Source organism: Microbacterium sp. S1037 (assembly GCF_048381605.1).
GTDB lineage: Bacteria > Actinomycetota > Actinomycetes > Actinomycetales > Microbacteriaceae > Microbacterium > Microbacterium testaceum_B.
Map to the genome: position 1 here is coordinate 192,850 of NZ_JBLWIG010000001.1, position 15,994 is coordinate 208,843.

The window sequence follows — 15,994 nt, forward strand, 5'->3', positions numbered from 1 at the left end:
CATGACCAGACTCCAGGGAAAGACCGCTCTCATCACCGGAGCGGCCACCGGGATCGGCTTCGCCGTCGCCGCTCGCTTCGCCCGAGAGGGCGCCCGCGTGCTCATCGGCGACAGAGACGCGGATGCCACGGCCGCAGCCGTCGCGCGGATCGGCGAGGCCGCGCGGGCCGCCGTCCTCGACATCTCCGACGAGCCGTCGGTCGCCGCGGCCTTCGCGGACGCGGAGGCCGCGGGATGGACGCCCGACGTCGTCGTCGCGAACGCCGGCGTGCAGCTGTTCGGTCAGGACGCGCCGATCGCCGACCTCGACCTCGCGGTGTGGCAGCGCACGGTCGACGTGAACCTCACGGGGACCTTCCTCACGATCAAGCACGCGGTCCGCGCGATGCACGACACGGGCGGGTCGATCATCGTGACCGGCAGCCCCACCGGCATCAACGGAGAGGGTCGCGCCTTCACGGCCTACAGCGCCACGAAAGCGGGCATCCACGGGCTCTCGCGCACCGTCGCCGCGGCGTATGCCGATCGCGGCATCCGGGTCAACACCGTCGTGCCCGCCTACACCGAGACCTCTCTCGTGACGACGATCACCGACGACCCCGAGGCGCGCGCCGCGATCATCGGGCGCATCCCGCTCGGTCGCGCGGGCGCCCCCGAAGACGTCGAGGGCATCATGGTGTTCCTCGCCTCGGACGACGGGGCGTTCGCGACGGGATCGCTCTTCGCCGTCGACGGCGGCATGTCGACGCTCTGACATGACGTGGGCGGAGCCGGGACAGGCGTGGACGAGCGGGCGGTGGACGCTCGAGCTGCGTGGCGATGAGCTCGCCGACATCTCCCTCGACGGGACGGTCGTGCTGCGCAGCGTTCGCCTGGTGCTGCGCGACCGCGACTGGGGCACCGTCGATCTCGGGGTGGAGCGGCGCGAGGTCGCGTCCTCGGCGTTGACCCTGCACGTCGGCGGGGGCGGGATCGAGGGCACGGTCGCTGTGCACGCGGACGGCGACCGTCTCGAGGTCGTCGCCGACGTGCGCGCGGACGACGAGATCGAGACCAACCGCCTCGGCCTGGTCGTGCTTCATCCCCCGACCGTCGCCGGGGCGGAGCTCGCCGTCACCCACGCGGACGGCGCGGTGGAGCGCACGCGCTTTCCCCGCGCGATCAGCCCGCACCAGCCCGCGTTCGACATCGCGGGGCTGGCGTGGGAGCACCGGGCTCTCGCCGTGTCGATGACTCTCGAGGGCGACGTCTTCGAGATGGAGGACCAGCGCAACTGGACGGATGCCTCGTTCAAGACGTACAGCCGCCCGCTGGAGCTCCCGTTCCCCTACCGGCTCGCCGCCGGGACGCGCGTGCGACAGACGGTGTCGCTCCGGGCCGCCGGTCGAGCAGACCTCGCCGCCGCCACCGAGGATGAGATCGTGCTGCAACCGGCCGGAGTCGTCCCCGCGATCGGCATCGGCGCGGCGACCGCCCCGGGTCCCGCACCCGCACCCACGCCGGTCGGCTCCTTCGTCCGTGTCGAACTCGACCTCGCCTCCCCCGCGTGGCGCGCGGCTCTCGATCGCGTCACCGCGTCGGGGCCTCCTCTCGACGTGCGTTTCGTGCGGGCCCCCGCCCCCGGGCTGTTCGAGGCGGCTCGTGCGCTGCGTGGTCTCCGCGTTCGCACGGTCGGCGCCTTCGCCGGCGACGGTCCTGAGAAACACGTGTCGGATGCCACGACCGTGGCCGCGCTACGTGAGGCGCTGCGCGAGGAAGGGCTCGACCTCCCCGTCGTCGGCGGGGCGCGCACGCACTTCACCGAGCTGAATCGGAGGCACGGCCTGCTCCCCGACGACCTCGACGGCGTCGGATTCGCGATGACTCCGCTGTTCCACTCGCGCGCCACGGCGCAGCTCGTGGAGTCTCTCGGCATCCTGCCCCTCATCGCGCGGCAGGCTGTGGAGCTGTCGCGAGGCGTCCCCGTGCACGTCGGTCCCGTGACGCTGCGGCCGCACGTCGACGCGGTCGCGACGACTCCGGAACCCGTTCCGAGCGAGCCCGACCTGCGCGACGGCTACGGCCCGGCGCTCCTCGACGCGACCGATCCCCGCCAGAGCGCGCCCGAGCTGGCGGCGTGGACGATCGCGAGCCTCGCCGCGCTGACGACACCGGGCATCGCGTCGGTGGCGTTCTTCGAGGAGTGGGGGCCGCGTGGCATCCGGTCATCCTCCGGAGAGCCGTACCCCGTGGCGGAGGCGCTGGGCGTGCTCGCGGGCCTCGCGGGCGCTCCGGTCGAGGTCGGCAGCAGCGCCGATTCCCGCGTCTGGGTGATGACGGTGACGACACCGGGTGGGCGGGTGACGCTCGCGGCCAACCTCGATGGGACGGCCCGCGAGGTCCGCGTGCGAACGGACAGGATCATCGTGCCCGCCGGCGGATGGCTCCTGCGGGAGTGAGCGCTCGTCCGCCTCACGGAGTGCGGAATACTCCCCTGGACGGATGTGCCCGGCCGGCGGGATCACGACCATGGAAGGGTGAGCAACACCCCGAAGAACGATGCTGTCCGACCTCAGAAGCGCCGGCGGCGTCGGTACGTGATGGGCGCGGTGGCCGCCGTCGTGGTGGTGGTCCTCGGCGGCGCGGCCGCGTGGGGCGCCTACGAGTACGGTCCCCGTTTCGGCTTCTACCTGGTGCCGCCCACCCCCGAGCGGTACGCCGAGATCGTCGTCGACCGCCTCGACACCGGCTACTACGCGACCGGACCCGAGTGGACCGCGGCGCGGGCCGAACTGCTGCATGCGGCGCCCTCGGCCCGGAGCGCCGAGGAGCTCTACCCGCTGATCGACGCGGCCACCCGCGCCGCGGGCGGGAAACACTCGAGCTTCCAGCCTCCGGCTGAGACGCCCGGCGTGGAGGAGGTCACCTCGGCCCTCCCGGCGGTGTCGGCGGCCGACGGCGTGGGCGTCGTGACCCTTCCCGAGCTGGTCGACCCCGACGAGCGGACGCAGCAGGACTACGCCGACGTCGTCGCGACCGGGATCGCCGCGCACGCCGACGAGGTGTGCGGATGGATCGTCGACGTGCGCGGAAACGGGGGCGGCAACATGTACCCGATGCTCTCGGGCGTCTCCGCGCTGCTGCCCGACGGCCCGGCCCTCTCGTTCCGCACGCGGAGCGGCGACGCGACCACCGTCACCGTGCAGGACGACGGCGTCGGCCTCGGGGGCCAGACCGTCGTCGCCGTGGCCGCCCGTGGGAAGATCACCGGCGTTCCCGTGGCGGTGCTTCAGGATGCCGGGACCGGATCGAGCGCCGAGGCCGTCGTGGCCGCGTTCCGAGGCGTCGACGGGGTCCGCAGCTTCGGGGCGCCCACCGCCGGGTACACCTCCGCGAACCTGCCGATCCCGCTGGCGGACGGGGCGAGGATCATCCTCACGCAGAGCATCTACGCCGACCGCACCGGGACGGAGTTCCCCGAGGTCCCGATCGCGCCCGACGAGGCGACCCCGGGCGATGCGGCCGAGGCCGCTCGGGCATGGATCGGCGCGCAGGGCTGCCGCTGATGCGGGACGCGGCCGCCGGCGAGACGGCCCGCCCGATTCAGTCGAGCGATCCCGCGATCTCGCGCAGCGTCGCGAGGTGAGCCCGCCAGGCGGTGCGACCCTCCTTCGTGAGGGTGAGCGAGGTGCGGGGCATCTTGCCGGCGAAGGATTTGCCGACCGACAGGTAGCCCGCCGCTTCCAGCGTCGACACGTGCTTGCTCAGGGCGGAGTCGGTGATCTCCACGGCATCCCGAACCTCTTTGAAGCTCAGGGTGCTCGCCCGATCCAGGGCCGCGATGATCGAGAACCGCACGGAGTTCTGCAGCAGCTCGTCGAGCTTGTGCCGGGGGTGAGGAACGGCCGTGGTCATGACCGTGCCTCACGGGCGGCGCAGAGGAACGACACGACCAGGATGAGCCCCGATGCGATGCTCGCCAGCACGACCGACCCGTGGGCGAAGATCACCACGGCGAGCGCCGCCGCGTAGGTGACGAACCAGCTCACGACGTACGCCGTCCAGCGACGGCTGCGGGCGAAGGCCGCCCGACCCTGAACACTGATCGTGAAGAAAATGACGAGCGCGACCGATACGGCCAGGGTGCTGACATAGGCGAGGCCGAAGGCGTCTCCTGTCGCGAGGGCCATCGCGAAGGTCCCCATCGACGTGGCGACGCCGAGCGCCACGATGAAGGTGATGTACGGCCAACGGGTCGCGTCGTGAGCGGAGCGGCTCAGCCGGTCGGCTCGGTCGAGGAGCTGCTGCGCTTCCGCGGGGGTGAGGGCGGTGTGTGTGTCCATGGGGTTCCTTCCGATACCTCCATGGTGTCAACTACTTTCCATATTGGCAAGTAGTTTCAGGAATTGACCCTCGCACCCACGACGAACCCCGCCGACGCGACCCGCGATAGGGCCGCGCCGACGGGGTCGGGGTCGATCAGATCGTGCGCGCGAAGGGATCGAAGTCGCGGGGCACGACCGGCACGGGAGCCGCGAGCGTGCTCTCGACGGTCGTGAAGGCCGCGTTCTCGATCGACTCCTCGGCCGACAGCATGATGTCGAGCACGTGGTAGCCGAGCTCACCGGTGGCGACGTGCGGACGGTCCTCGGCGATCGCGCGGACCATGTCGAGCAGGCCGAGACCGCGGCCGACGACCACGCCCTCCTGCTCGACGTCGATCCAGGGCTGGTCGAACCGGGCCCCGTCACGCAGCACGCCGAGCGGCTTGACGTAGCGCGTCGGCCCCTCGAAGCGGTTGGGGTCGGGCAGCACGATCGTGCCCTCGGTGCCGTGGATCTCGAGCACGCCATGGCGCTCGAGGGCCGAGTCGAAGCTGAACTGCCCCTGCGCCTGCTGGCCGCTCTCGAACGCCGCGAGGAGTTGCACCGTGGTGGGCACCTCGACGTCGAAGAACGTGCCCTCGTCGGGCCCGGCGTGGATCTCGCGCTTCGCCTGCGGCTTGGCCCCGAGAGCCGCGACCCGGTCCACCGGACCGAGCAGGCTCACGAGCGCGGTCAGGTAGTACGGGCCCATGTCGAGCAGGGGGCCGGCGCCGCGCGCGAAGAGGAACTGCGGTCCCGGATGCCAGAGGTCGGGCCCCTGCGTCTGGAACGACGCCTGCGCGAACACGGGCTGACCGATCACGCCGTCGAGGATCGCGCGCTTCGCGGACTGGAAACCCGGGCCGAGGACGGTGTCGGGCGCGGATCCGATGCGCAGGCCCGCGGCCTCGGCGTCGCGCAGGAGCTGCGCGGTGCCGGCACGGTCGAGCCCGAGCGGCTTCTCCGTCCAGACGTGCTTGCCCGCGGCGATCGCGGCCGACGAGACCTCGACGTGCACGGCGGGGATGGTGAGGTTCACGACGACCTGGATGTCGGGGTTGCCGAGTACCTCGTCGGCGGTGCCCCACGAGGCCACGCCGTATTTCTCGGCCTTGGCGCGAGCGCGCTCGGTGTCGATGTCGCCGACCGCGAGCACCGTCACGTCCGGGAACGACGTGAGGTTCTCGAGGTAGGTGTCGCTGATGACGCCGGCACCGATGATGCCGACTCCCACGGGGGCGCTCACGCGGCGAGACCCTTCTCGAGCAGGAACGCGTAGCTGGCGGCGATGTCGTCGAACACGTCACCGGGAGCCTGGTCGTACTCGATGACCGCGTACTTCACGTCGGCGGCGACCTGCATGGCCTCGACGAGGGGCACCTGGCCCTCGCCGGGACGACGCTGGTCGAGCTGGCGCGTGGCACTGCGGTCGGCATCCGGGGCGAAGGGGTTGGGCACGGGAACGATGCCGTCCTTGACGTGCACCGCCACCAGGCGCGAGCCGAGACGCTCGACGAGGGCCGGCACGTCCTGGCCGCCGGTGAGCGCCCAGAAGAGGTCGAGCTCGATTGCGACGCGCTCGTCGGTCAGCGAGACGAAGTGCTCGAAGCCGCTCTTGCCGTCGACGTCGATGAGGAACTCCTGCGCGTGGTTGTGGTACCCGACGTTCAGGCCGAAGGTGGCGGCGACGTCGGCCGCCTTGTTGAGGCGCTCGGCGATGTCGGCGATCCCGTCGGCGGTCACCCAGCGCGCCGGGTCGACGAAGGGGTCGATCACGGTCGAGATGCCGATCTCGGCGGCGGCTTCGAAGACCACCTCGGGAGCGGGGGTGGGGATCGAGCCGTCGGGCGTCCACAGCTCGTCCGAGAGCAGCGGGGCGTGTCCGGTCGGGGAGGCCAGGCCACTGGCGTCCAGAGCCGCACGGATCTCGGCGGGGCGGCGCACGAAGTCGAACGCCTCGACGTTGCGGAGGCCGATCGCGGCGAGGCGGTCGAGCGAGCCGCCCGGGTCAGCGGTGAATTCTGCGGCCAGCGTGTAGAGCTGGACGGAAGGGATAGGGAGCGACATCGGACCTTTCCTTGCTCGTCGTCGAGGGCGCCGCGAAGGCGCCGAGGGCATTGCGGGAACGCTACCACAAAACCGACCACTGGTTGCTTTTATCTCCCCTACACTGACGGGGTGACCAGCGACGACGAGGCCGAGGCTCCCGCGAGCGAGGGCGACGACCGCCTCGGACGCTCCGGCGCGTACACGAAGGGGGTCGCGCGGCGGCAGGAGATCCTCGACCGCGCGATCCACGTCTTCGCCGAGCGCGGGGCCGAGGGGGCGTCGCTCCGCAGCATCGCGCGGGCGCTCGGCGTCTCGCACGCGGCGCTCCTGCACTACTTCGACTCGCGCGAGCAGCTGCTCGTCGCCGTCTACGACCACGCGGCCAAGTCGACGCCCGCCGCCCCTGACGCGACCGCCCTGTCGTCGCTCACCGATTCCGCCGAGAACAACACCTCGGTACCGGGCCTCGTCGAGCTCTACACGACGCTCGTCGCCGCGTCGCTCAAGGCCGACAGCGCGACCGCGCGCGAGTACTTCACCGACCGCTTCGCCCGCCTGCGCGAGGAGCTCGCCGACCGACTCCGCGCCGAGCAGGCCGACGGCCGCGTCCGTGCCGACTGCGACCCCGACCAGGTCGCCGCGCTGTTGATCGCGGCATCCGACGGTCTGCAGGTGCAGTGGCTGCTCGAGCCGTCGATCCCCCTCGCCGACGTGCTCGGCGCTCTCGGCGGGCTGCTCGCTCCGCCGCGCTGAGCACCCGCCGCGCCGCGGGGCGCGCACAACCTCACCAAGACGACCACTTCGCGGACCCGCTTCTGGGGACGGGTCGCCTCAATCGCCACTACTGCGGCCCTGGCGGGCGGACTACTTGTCGTCGGCGCTGCCCCCGCTCAAGCCGGGGGCTGCACTGCGGGAGTGCTGTGCGGGTGGGTGTACAACGCCGGTTCGACGTCAGTGAAAGTTGGAGCCGACTACAACGGGTGGACCATCACCGGCCAGACGACCTGGGTCAACAGTGGCAAGTGGTCGCCCTCGGGCATTGACTGGGACGCGTTCTGGGTTCCCGCCGGAGCTTGCGGCCGCGCATACCGACCGGGCGGGCGGAACGGGATCGATCTGGGGACCTTGAACCGTACTGGTTCAAGCACCGGCGCATGGAAGAAGGTCGACAACCAGGGAGCATACGTCACCGTCAAGTACGGATCGTGCCCCTGAGAGTCACGCAGACGGCACTCCCAAAGGAGTCATTCCTTTCGCCTGCCTGCGACGATCCACTTCACTCAGCGCCGCGTAGAGAGCGCCTCCACACGTGAGGATGAGACCGCAAACAATGCCGGTCCCGGGGTTCCCGTCCGCCGAATCCAGGCCAGCGATAGGAAACCCCGGGTCGAGCACGGGTACCGCAAGAACGGTCAATACCAGTCCCGCCGCGGCTCCGACCCGGCCATAGCGAGGGATGAACCCCACTCCGCACGCGAGCAACGAGAGAACCCAGGCGGCGGAACGGGCAAGCTCCCACGGCCTCTGGTTGAGAAGGTCGTAACAGGCGGTGAGATCACCATCGAGGCAGGGCTTCCACGTCAACCAGCTCGCCACGGCGAGCATCAACCCAAGAGCAATCACCAGATACGGAATTCCCCGCACGGTCACGCCCCTCCACTGTCCTGACCACCCGACACGCACACCCTCTCACGCACCGATTACCGGCGCATGACATCCCGGCCATACGCCTGCGAGTCAGGGGCTCTGATGGCAGCTGGGCGAAATCGGGAACTTCAGGCGGTCCCCGCAATCCGCACGATCTCCGCTGCGAACGGCCCGATCGAGCCGAGGACGCGCGAATCGCTGAGGTCGTGCCACTGCGTCAGACGCGCGCGTCGACCCCCTGGCCCGCAACAGGCACGAGCCGCGTCAGCTGCGTCACGTGGCGCGGCTCGAGCTCGGCGAGCGACGAGACGCCGAGGAGCGTCATCGTGCGCTCGATCTCGCTGCGCAGGATCGCGATCGTGCGGTCGACGCCCTCGCGTCCCCCGGCCATCAGCCCGTAGAGGTACGCCCGGCCGATGAGGGTGAACTTCGCGCCCAGAGCGATGGATGCCACGATGTCGGCGCCGTTCATGATGCCGGTGTCGACCATGACCGTGGCGTCCTTGCCCACCTCGCGCACGACGTGGGGGAGCAGGCGGAACGGGATCGGCGCGCGGTCGAGCTGACGCCCGCCGTGGTTCGAAAGCACGATGCCGTCGACGCCGAGGTCGACCAGGCGCGCGGCATCCTGGACGTTCTGCACGCCCTTCACGACGAGCTTGCCCGGCCACATGCCCCGGATGATGTCGAGGTCCTCGTAGCTGATCGTGGGATCCATCGCCGCGTTCAGCAGCTCGCCGACGGTGCCGCCGGTCGTGCTGAGCGAGGCGAACTCGAGCTTGGGCGTGGTGAGGAAGTCGTACCACCACCACGGGCGCGGGATCGCGTTGACGATCGTGCCGACGGTCAGCTGCGGCGGGATCGAGAAGCCGTTGCGCTTGTCGCGCAGACGGGCGCCGGCGATCGGGGTGTCGACCGTGAACTGCAGCGTGTCGAAACCGGCCTTGGCGGCGCGTTCGACGAGACCGTAGGAGATCTCGCGCTGCTTCATCACGTACAGCTGGAACCAGTTGCGGCCGACGGGGTTCGCGGCCTTCACGCCCTCGATCGAGGTGGTACCCAGCGTCGACAGGGTGAACGGGATGCCGGCGGCCGCCGCCGCGGAGGCCCCCGCCGTCTCACCCTCGGTCTGCATCAACCGCGTGAAGCCGGTGGGCGCGATACCGAAGGGCAGCGCCGAGGGGCCGCCGAGGATCTCGCACGACGTGTCGACCTCGTTCGCGGGGCGAAGGATGTCGGGGTGGAACTCGACGTCCTCGAACGCGCGGCGAGCGCGATCGAGCGACAGCTCGCCCTCGGCGGCGCCGTCGGTGTAGTCGAAGGCCGCTTTGGGCGTGCGGCGCTTGGCGATCGTCCGCAGATCGCCGATCGTGAGCGCGGCGTCGAGGCGACGCTTGCGCGCGTCGAGCTCGGGCTTCTTGAACTGCATGAGCTCGAGGAGCTCGCCGACTTTGGGGAGCTGTCGCTGCACCATGGGTGTCTCGCTTTCGTGTGGTCTGACCACAGCATAGGGCCTGACGGGGCGCCCGCGGGCCGGGTTTTCAGGAGCGGGGATCGAATCTCACCGCGGGGAAGACGGATGCCACGCGAACGCGCAGATCCTCGAGGGACGCGTCGGCCCCGAAACAGCCGAGGGCACGCGCCTGGACGAGGACGTTGCCGAGAGCCGTCGCCTCGACCGGCCCCGCGAGCACCGGCAGTCCGCTGCGATCCGCCGTCGCCTGGCACAGCAGCGCGTTGAGCGCACCGCCGCCGACGAGGTGCACCGTGTCGATCTCGCGGCCGGCGAGCTCCCCCGCCGTGCGCAGCGTCCGGGCGAACGCGTCGGCGATGCTCTCGACGATGACCCTCGCGAAGGCCGCGCGGTCCTCGACGTCGGGTTCCGGAATCCCGAGCAGGGCCGCGATCCGCGCCGGCATGTCGCCCGGGGCGGCGAGCGAGGCGTCGTCGGCGTCGAACAGTCGCGCGGGAGCGGGCTGGGCTGCGGCGGCGGCCAGTAGCGCGGGCAGGTCGACCGGGGCACCATCGCGCTCGGACCACGCGCGCACCGTTTCGCTCAGCAGCCAGAGCCCGGTGACGTTATGGAGGAACCGCACACGCCCGTCCACGCCGCCCTCGTTCGTGAAGTTCGCCGCGCGGGCGGCATCCGTCACGATCGGCTCCGCGACCTCGAGACCCACGAGTCCCCAGGTGCCGCACGAGATGTAGGCCGCGTTCGGTGATGAGAGCGGAACCGCGACGATCGCCGACGCCGTGTCGTGCGAGCCCACCGCGATCACCGGGGTGTCCCCCAGCCCCCGCGCGAGCCCGACGGTCTCCCCCGGATCGACCAGGGGCGGCAGGACACGAGAAGGGATGCCGAGAGCCTCGGCGAGCGCGAGATCCCACTCCCCTGTGTGCGCGTCGAGCAGACCCGTGGTCGAGGCATTCGTCCGCTCCGCGACGCGTCGGCCCGTGAGCCGCTCGGCGAGGAGGTCGGGGATGAGCAGGCTCGTTTCGGCCTCGGCCACCAGAGCGTCGGCCGCGTACTGGTACACCGTGTTGAACGGGAGGAATTGCAGGCCGTTGCGGCGGTACAGCTCCTCGAAGGGGACGAGCCCGTGCACCGCGTCCACACCGCGCGCCGTGCGGTCGTCGCGATAGTGGAACGGTTCGGCGAGCAGACCATCCGCTCCGAGCAGGCCGTAATCGACGGCCCACGAGTCGATCCCCACGCTCTCGATGCTCGGTTCGCGACGGAGGGCCTCGGCGAGACCCGCCTGCACGTGCCCCCAGAGCGCCTCGAGATCCCAGTGCCAGCCGTCCTCCCTCTCGACGGGCCCGTTCGGAAAGCGCGCGACCTGCTCCAGCTCGAGCACGCCCTGGCCCACGCGGCCGATCATCACGCGCCCGCTTGTGGCGCCGAGATCGACGGCGGCGACGGCGCGGACGGCGCCGGGCACCGCGGCACCGGCGTCGGCCGCGGCGTCGGCGGCGTCGGAGTCAGCCACCGCGCCGCCTGCCCCGGCAACGGTCGCGCCCGCGCCGTTCGCCGCGCCGCCCGCCGACGTCCCGCTCATCGCAGGAACGCCGCGGCGACGCCCGAGTCGACGGGGATGTGGAGGCCCGTCGTGCGCGACAGCTCGGGGCCGGTGAGCACGTACACCGCGTCGGCGACGTTCTCGGGCACGACCTCGCGCTTGAGGATCGTGCGGTTGGCGTAGAACTGGCCGAGGTCCTTCTCGTCGACGCCGTAGGTCGCGGCGCGGTTGGCGCCCCACCCGGCGGCGAAGATGCCCGAGCCGCGCACGACGCCGTCGGGGTTGATGCCGTTCACGCGCACGCCGTGCTCGCCGAGCTCGACCGCGAGCAGACGCACCTGGTGCGCCTGGTCGGCCTTCGTCGCCGAGTAGGCGATGTTGTTCGGGCCCGCGAACACGGAGTTCTTCGACGAGATGTAGATGACGTCGCCGCCCATTCTCTGCTCGATGAGCGCCTTGGCCGCGGCCTTCGACACGAGGAACGAGCCCTTCGCCATGACGTCGTGCTGTAGGTCCCAGTCCTTCTCGGTGGTCTCGAGCAGCGGCTTCGAGAGCGAGAGCCCGGCGTTGTTGACGACCAGGTCGATGCCGCCGAACGCGAGAAGCGTCGCGTCGATTGCGGCCTGCACGCCCTCGGCATCCGCGACGTTCGCCGCGACGCCGATCGCGACGTCGGTCCCGCCGAGCTCGGCAGCGGCGGCCTGGGCCTTCTCGAGGTCGAGGTCGGCGACGACGACGCACGCCCCCTCCGCGGCGAGACGGGTCGCGATGGCCTTGCCGATTCCGGATGCCGCCCCTGTGACGAACGCGATGCGTCCCTGATGCGTCTTGGGCTTCGGCATCCGCTGGAGCTTTGCTTCCTCGAGCGCCCAGTACTCGATGCGGAACTTCTCGGCATCCGAGATCGGTGCGTAGGTCGACAGCGCCTCGGCGCCGCGCATGACGTTGATCGCGTTGACGTAGAACTCGCCCGCGACGCGCGCCGTCTGCTTGTTCGCGCCGTACGAGAACATGCCCACGCCCGGCACGAGCACGATGAGCGGGTCGGCCCCGCGGATCGCGGGGCTGTCGGCCGTGGCGTGCGCGTCGTAGTACGCCTGGTAGTCCTCGCGGTAGGCGACGTGCAGCTCCTTGAGCCGCGCGATCGCGTCCTCCACCGAGGCGTCGGCGGGAAGGTCGAGGATCAGCGGCTTGACCTTCGTCCGAAGGAAGTGGTCGGGGCAGCTCGTGCCGAGCGCGGCGAGGGCGGGGGCCTTCTCGGATGCCAGGAAGTCGAGCACCACGTCAGCGTCGGTGAAGTGGCCGACCATCGGCTTGTCGGTCGAGGCGAGGCCGCGGATCGTCGCGGCGAGCGCCGCGGCCTTCGCACGGCGCTCGGCCTCGGGCAGCGCCGCGAAGCCGTCGCGAACTCCGCCGAACGGCTCTGCGGCACCGTGTTCGTCGATGTACGCCTGCGCGGTGTCGATGATCCAGAGCGAGTTTGTCTCGGCCTCCTCCGAGGTGTCGCCCCACGCCGTGATGCCGTGCCCACCGAGGATCGTGCCGATCGCCTGGGGGTTCTTCTCCTTGATGGCGGCGATGTCGAGGCCCAGCTGGAAGCCGGGGCGACGCCACGGCACCCAGACCACCTTGTCGCCGAAGATCTTCGCCGTCAGCGCCTCGCCGTCGGCGGCGGTCGCGATCGCGATGCCGGCGTCGGGGTGCAGGTGGTCGACGTGCGCGGCATCCACGAGTCCGTGCATCGCGGTGTCGATCGACGGGGCCGCCCCACCTTTGCCGTGCAGGCAGTAGTCGAAGGCGGCGACCATCTCGTCCTCGCGCTCGATGCCCGGGTAGACGTCGACGAGGGCGCGCATGCGGTCGAGCCGCAGCACGGCGAGCCCCTTCTCGGTCAGGGTGCCCAGGTCGCCGCCCGAGCCCTTCACCCACAGCAGCTCGACCGGCTCGCCGGTCACGGGGTCGATGTCGGTGCCCTTGGCGGAGGTGTTGCCCCCGGCGTAGTTGGTGACCTTGGGGTCGGAGCCGAGGCGGTTGCTGCGCGCGACGAGGTCGGCGGCGGTGGAGCTGGTCATGGTCTTCCGTTCATCTCAATTCGTCGGGTTCGAGGTGGGCGCGGTGATGGTCGCTGCGTGTCCAGAACACCCGGACGTTTTTCGCGCGGCTCCGGGTGTCTTGGACACTCAGTCGCGGCGGGCGCTCACGCGAGCGCCCGCCGCCGTTGCGGTCAGGCGCCCCAGCCGGCCTGCGTGCCGCCGACGCGCTCGGCGGCGATGCGGGGCAGGTATCCGGATGCCGCGAAAGCGGCCATCGGGTCGGAGGGAAGGCCGCGCGACTCGCGCCACTCGGCGAGCGCGGGACGCACGTCCGTGTAGAAGGCGTCCATCAACACCGCGTTGGCGCCGAGCACGTCGTTGGCCTGCTGCGCCGCCGTGAGCGCGTCGCGGTCGACGAGCAGGGCACGGGCCGTCATCTCCTGGACGTTGAGCACCGAGCGGATCTGCCCGGGGATCTTGTCCTCGATGTTGTGGCACTGGTCGAGCATGAACGCCACGTCGGGGTTGTTCAGGCCCCCGCCGCGCACGACCTCGAACAGGATGCGGAACAGCTGGAACGGGTCGGCCGCTCCGACGATCAGGTCGTCGTCGGCGTAGAAGCGCGAGTTGAAGTCGAACGACCCGAGCTTTCCGAGGCGCAGGAGCTGCATGACGATGAACTCGATGTTCGTTCCGGGGGCGTGGTGACCGGTGTCGAGGCAGACCATCGCCTTGTCGCCGAGCGAGGCGACCTGGGCGTAGGAGGTCCCCCAGTCGGGAACGTCCGTGTGGTAGAACGACGGCTCGAAGAACTTGTACTCCAGCACCAGACGCTGGTCGTCGCCGAGGCGCGCGTAGATCTGCTGCAGCGAGTCCTGGAGGCGGTCCTGACGGCCGCGCATGTCGTTCTGTCCGGGGTAGTTCGAGCCCTCGGCGAGCCAGATCTTCAGGTCGCGCGAGCCCGTGGCATCCATCACGTCGATGCACTCGAGGTGGTGGTCGATGGCCTTGCGGCGGATGCGCTCGTCGTGGTGCGTGAGGGCGCCGAACTTGTAGTCCTCGTCCTGGAAGGTGTTCGAATTGACCGTGCCGAGCTTCACGCCGAGGTCTTCGGCGTGGCGGCGGAGCGCCGTGTAGTCGTCGACGAGGTCCCACGGGATGTGCAGGGCCACCGTGGGCGCGAGGGCGGTCAGGCGGTTGACCTCGGCGGCATCCGCGATCTTCTCGAACGGGTTACGCGGGGTGCCGGCGGTGGGGAACACGCGGAAGCGCGTGCCGGAGTTGCCGAAGGCCCAGGAGGGCAGCTCGATGGCCTGGCCTTCGAGGGTCGAGAGGATCTCGGGAGACAGCGTCGTCATGGGCGGGTGCTTTCGGTCGGGGCGGATGCCGGGGTCTCGGCGTCGGTGGAGGGAACGGATGCCGCGGGCACGGCCGCCGCGAGCTGATCGGCGAGGTGGAACACCTCGGTGAGGGGGGTCGCGGCCTGATCGGGCCGACTCTCGAGTCCGATGAAGAAGGCGGACATCTCGTCCTCCCACTTCGCGGCGATCGGCGAAGCCGCGAGATACGCCTGCGCTGCGGCATCGTCGTCGGTCTCGTAGTAGCCGATGAGTCGGCCGCCCTCGCCGAGGAACAACGAGTAGTTGCGGCGCCCGGCAGCGGCGATCTCTTCGAGCATCTCCGCGCGCACCGGCGTGTGACGCGCGACGTACTCGTCGACCAGGTCGGGCCAGATGCGGAGTTCGAAGCAGACGCGCGTGGTCTGTGCGGACATGGAGTGGTTCTCTCCCTCGAGAATGAATCGTTTCACGTCACGGTAGCACGACGCGTCGACGCGTGCGATATCGTCGTCGGATCATGGCGGTCAAAATCAAAGACGTCGCAGCGCACGCCGGCGTCTCGGTGGGCACCGTTTCGAACGTGCTCAACGGCCGCGACACGGTGTCACCCGGAGTCGTCGAGCGCGTGCGCGCCGCCATCGACGCCCTCGGCTATGTGCGCAACGACGCCGCCCGGCAGCTGCGCGCTGGCCGCAGCCGCGCGATCGCGCTGATCGTGCTCGACGTCGGCAACCCCTTCTTCGCCGCCGTCGCCCGTGGCGCCGAAGCGCGCGCCGCCGCCGATGGGTACGTCGTCCTCCTCGGATCCAGCGGGGCCGACGCCGACCAGGAACGCCTCTACGTCGACCAGTTCCGCGAGCAGCGCGTCGCAGGGGTCCTCCTCACCCCGGCCGATGCCGGCGGAGACGTCGTGGAGCATCTCGCGGCCGCCGGCATCCCGGTCGTCCTCGTCGACGAGCAGACCGCCGGAGACGACGTCTGCACGGTGTCGGTCGACGACGTCGAAGGCGGCCATCTCGCGGTCGCTCATCTTCTCGAGCAGGGGCGTCGGCGTATCGCCTTCGTCGCCGGACCGCTCACCACGCGGCAGGTCGCCGATCGTCTCGCCGGCGCCCGTCGGGCGGTCGACCACGTCGAGGGCGCGTCCCTCGAGGTCATCGAAACGGATGCCATGACCGTCCTCGCCGGCCGGGCCGCCGGCAAGGAGCTTCGAGAGCGCGCCGACCGCCCCGACGCCATCTTCGCCGCGAACGACCTGCTGGCCGTGGGCGTGCTGCAGGCGCTCACGATGCTCGGCGGCATCCGTGTGCCCGACGACATCGCCCTCGTCGGCTACGACGACATCGACTTCGCCGCCGCGACCGTCGTGCCGCTGACCTCGGTGCGCCAGCCCGCCGAGGCCCTCGGCTCGACCGCCGTCGACCTGCTGCTGCGCCAGCTCGACGGCGGCGTCGACCCCGCGGAGCGGCAGGTGCGGTTCCAGCCTGAGCTGGTCGTGCGGGCGTCGAGCGGCTAGGCGCCACACCGGTCCGAGGCCCGGCGCCATCGAGTGTCCAGAACAC

The 15,994-nt window shown here is 70.7% G+C and carries 14 protein-coding genes; 5 read left to right on the forward strand and 9 right to left on the reverse strand.

Annotated features, from left to right (window positions below; all coding sequences use genetic code 11):
• The first annotated feature begins 1 nt into the window (after position 1).
• The 3 genes from ACMW4R_RS00800 to ACMW4R_RS00810 all read left to right on the forward strand — a co-directional run bounded on the left by ACMW4R_RS00800 (position 2) and on the right by ACMW4R_RS00810 (position 3,545).
• Entirely contained in the window at positions 2–754 is a 753-nt protein-coding gene (locus ACMW4R_RS00800) for an SDR family NAD(P)-dependent oxidoreductase (RefSeq protein ID WP_418298863.1), read from the forward strand.
• A 1-nt stretch (position 755) separates the two neighbouring features.
• On the forward strand, positions 756–2,438 hold the full coding sequence (locus tag ACMW4R_RS00805; RefSeq protein WP_418298864.1) for a hypothetical protein: 1,683 nt from the start codon (positions 756–758) through the stop codon (positions 2,436–2,438).
• Between the two features lie 78 nt (positions 2,439–2,516).
• On the forward strand, positions 2,517–3,545 hold the full coding sequence (locus tag ACMW4R_RS00810) for a S41 family peptidase (RefSeq protein WP_058627712.1): 1,029 nt from the start codon (positions 2,517–2,519) through the stop codon (positions 3,543–3,545).
• A gap of 37 nt (positions 3,546–3,582) precedes the next feature.
• On the opposite strand, the gene ACMW4R_RS00815 is transcribed toward ACMW4R_RS00810, so the two are convergent.
• From ACMW4R_RS00815 to ACMW4R_RS00830, 4 genes are all read right to left on the reverse strand, one after another.
• Positions 3,583–3,894: a winged helix-turn-helix domain-containing protein gene (locus ACMW4R_RS00815; RefSeq protein WP_418298865.1), complete on the reverse strand. Its 312-nt coding sequence runs from the start codon at positions 3,892–3,894 to the stop codon at positions 3,583–3,585.
• Positions 3,891–4,322, reverse strand: a complete 432-nt coding sequence (locus tag ACMW4R_RS00820; RefSeq protein WP_418298866.1) for a chemotaxis protein CheY — start codon at positions 4,320–4,322, stop codon at positions 3,891–3,893. The genes ACMW4R_RS00815 and ACMW4R_RS00820 overlap by 4 nt, the downstream gene beginning before the upstream one ends.
• Before the next feature lie 136 nt (positions 4,323–4,458).
• The gene (locus tag ACMW4R_RS00825) at positions 4,459–5,589 is read right to left on the reverse strand and encodes a Gfo/Idh/MocA family protein (RefSeq protein WP_058596130.1); all 1,131 of its coding nucleotides are present in this window, start codon (positions 5,587–5,589) and stop codon (positions 4,459–4,461) included.
• The gene (locus tag ACMW4R_RS00830; protein ID WP_058629720.1) at positions 5,586–6,410 is read right to left on the reverse strand and encodes a sugar phosphate isomerase/epimerase family protein; all 825 of its coding nucleotides are present in this window, start codon (positions 6,408–6,410) and stop codon (positions 5,586–5,588) included. The genes ACMW4R_RS00825 and ACMW4R_RS00830 overlap by 4 nt, the downstream gene beginning before the upstream one ends.
• A gap of 111 nt (positions 6,411–6,521) precedes the next feature.
• Here ACMW4R_RS00830 and ACMW4R_RS00835 point away from each other — a divergent pair, with 111 nt between their 5' ends.
• Positions 6,522–7,145 carry a TetR/AcrR family transcriptional regulator gene (locus ACMW4R_RS00835; protein WP_058626527.1) on the forward strand — a complete coding sequence of 208 codons (624 nt, stop codon included), beginning with the start codon at positions 6,522–6,524 and terminating at the stop codon, positions 7,143–7,145.
• A 1,111-nt stretch (positions 7,146–8,256) separates the two neighbouring features.
• On the opposite strand, the gene ACMW4R_RS00840 is transcribed toward ACMW4R_RS00835, so the two are convergent.
• The 5 genes from ACMW4R_RS00840 to ACMW4R_RS00860 form a co-directional block, all read right to left on the reverse strand.
• Positions 8,257–9,513, reverse strand: a complete 1,257-nt coding sequence (locus tag ACMW4R_RS00840) for an alpha-hydroxy acid oxidase (RefSeq protein ID WP_058613999.1) — start codon at positions 9,511–9,513, stop codon at positions 8,257–8,259.
• Between the two features lie 67 nt (positions 9,514–9,580).
• The gene (locus tag ACMW4R_RS00845; protein WP_418298867.1) at positions 9,581–11,029 is read right to left on the reverse strand and encodes a rhamnulokinase; all 1,449 of its coding nucleotides are present in this window, start codon (positions 11,027–11,029) and stop codon (positions 9,581–9,583) included.
• A gap of 65 nt (positions 11,030–11,094) precedes the next feature.
• Complete coding sequence (locus ACMW4R_RS00850; RefSeq protein ID WP_418298868.1) at positions 11,095–13,131, reverse strand: bifunctional aldolase/short-chain dehydrogenase; 2,037 nt, start codon at positions 13,129–13,131, stop codon at positions 11,095–11,097.
• Positions 13,132–13,283: 152 nt separating this feature from the next.
• A complete protein-coding gene (rhaI, locus tag ACMW4R_RS00855; RefSeq protein WP_418298869.1) occupies positions 13,284–14,450 on the reverse strand; it encodes an L-rhamnose isomerase in 1,167 nt (388 codons plus the stop codon).
• Positions 14,447–14,866, reverse strand: coding sequence for an L-rhamnose mutarotase (locus ACMW4R_RS00860; RefSeq protein ID WP_418298870.1), 420 nt, complete (start codon positions 14,864–14,866; stop codon positions 14,447–14,449). Before ACMW4R_RS00860 ends, rhaI begins: the two co-directional genes overlap by 4 nt.
• 83 nt (positions 14,867–14,949) lie before the next feature.
• On the opposite strand from ACMW4R_RS00860, the gene ACMW4R_RS00865 reads away from it, so the two are divergent.
• Positions 14,950–15,948, forward strand: coding sequence for a LacI family DNA-binding transcriptional regulator (locus tag ACMW4R_RS00865; RefSeq protein ID WP_418298871.1), 999 nt, complete (start codon positions 14,950–14,952; stop codon positions 15,946–15,948).
• Positions 15,949–15,994 lie beyond the last annotated feature (46 nt).

Excerpts from the sequence above, each read along its gene's own strand:
- ACMW4R_RS00860 (WP_418298870.1), bottom strand. The coding sequence starts at position 14,866 with ATGTCCGCACAGACCACGCGCGTCTGCTTCGAACTCCGCATCTGGCCC.
- rhaI (WP_418298869.1), bottom strand. The coding sequence starts at position 14,450 with ATGACGACGCTGTCTCCCGAGATCCTCTCGACCCTCGAAGGCCAGGCC.
- ACMW4R_RS00850 (WP_418298868.1), bottom strand. The coding sequence starts at position 13,131 with ATGACCAGCTCCACCGCCGCCGACCTCGTCGCGCGCAGCAACCGCCTC.
- ACMW4R_RS00865 (WP_418298871.1), top strand. The coding sequence starts at position 14,950 with ATGGCGGTCAAAATCAAAGACGTCGCAGCGCACGCCGGCGTCTCGGTG.
- ACMW4R_RS00830 (WP_058629720.1), bottom strand. The coding sequence starts at position 6,410 with ATGTCGCTCCCTATCCCTTCCGTCCAGCTCTACACGCTGGCCGCAGAA.
- ACMW4R_RS00820 (WP_418298866.1), bottom strand. The coding sequence starts at position 4,322 with ATGGACACACACACCGCCCTCACCCCCGCGGAAGCGCAGCAGCTCCTC.
- ACMW4R_RS00815 (WP_418298865.1), bottom strand. The coding sequence starts at position 3,894 with ATGACCACGGCCGTTCCTCACCCCCGGCACAAGCTCGACGAGCTGCTG.
- ACMW4R_RS00840 (WP_058613999.1), bottom strand. The coding sequence starts at position 9,513 with ATGGTGCAGCGACAGCTCCCCAAAGTCGGCGAGCTCCTCGAGCTCATG.
- ACMW4R_RS00805 (WP_418298864.1), top strand. The coding sequence starts at position 756 with ATGACGTGGGCGGAGCCGGGACAGGCGTGGACGAGCGGGCGGTGGACG.
- ACMW4R_RS00800 (WP_418298863.1), top strand. The coding sequence starts at position 2 with ATGACCAGACTCCAGGGAAAGACCGCTCTCATCACCGGAGCGGCCACC.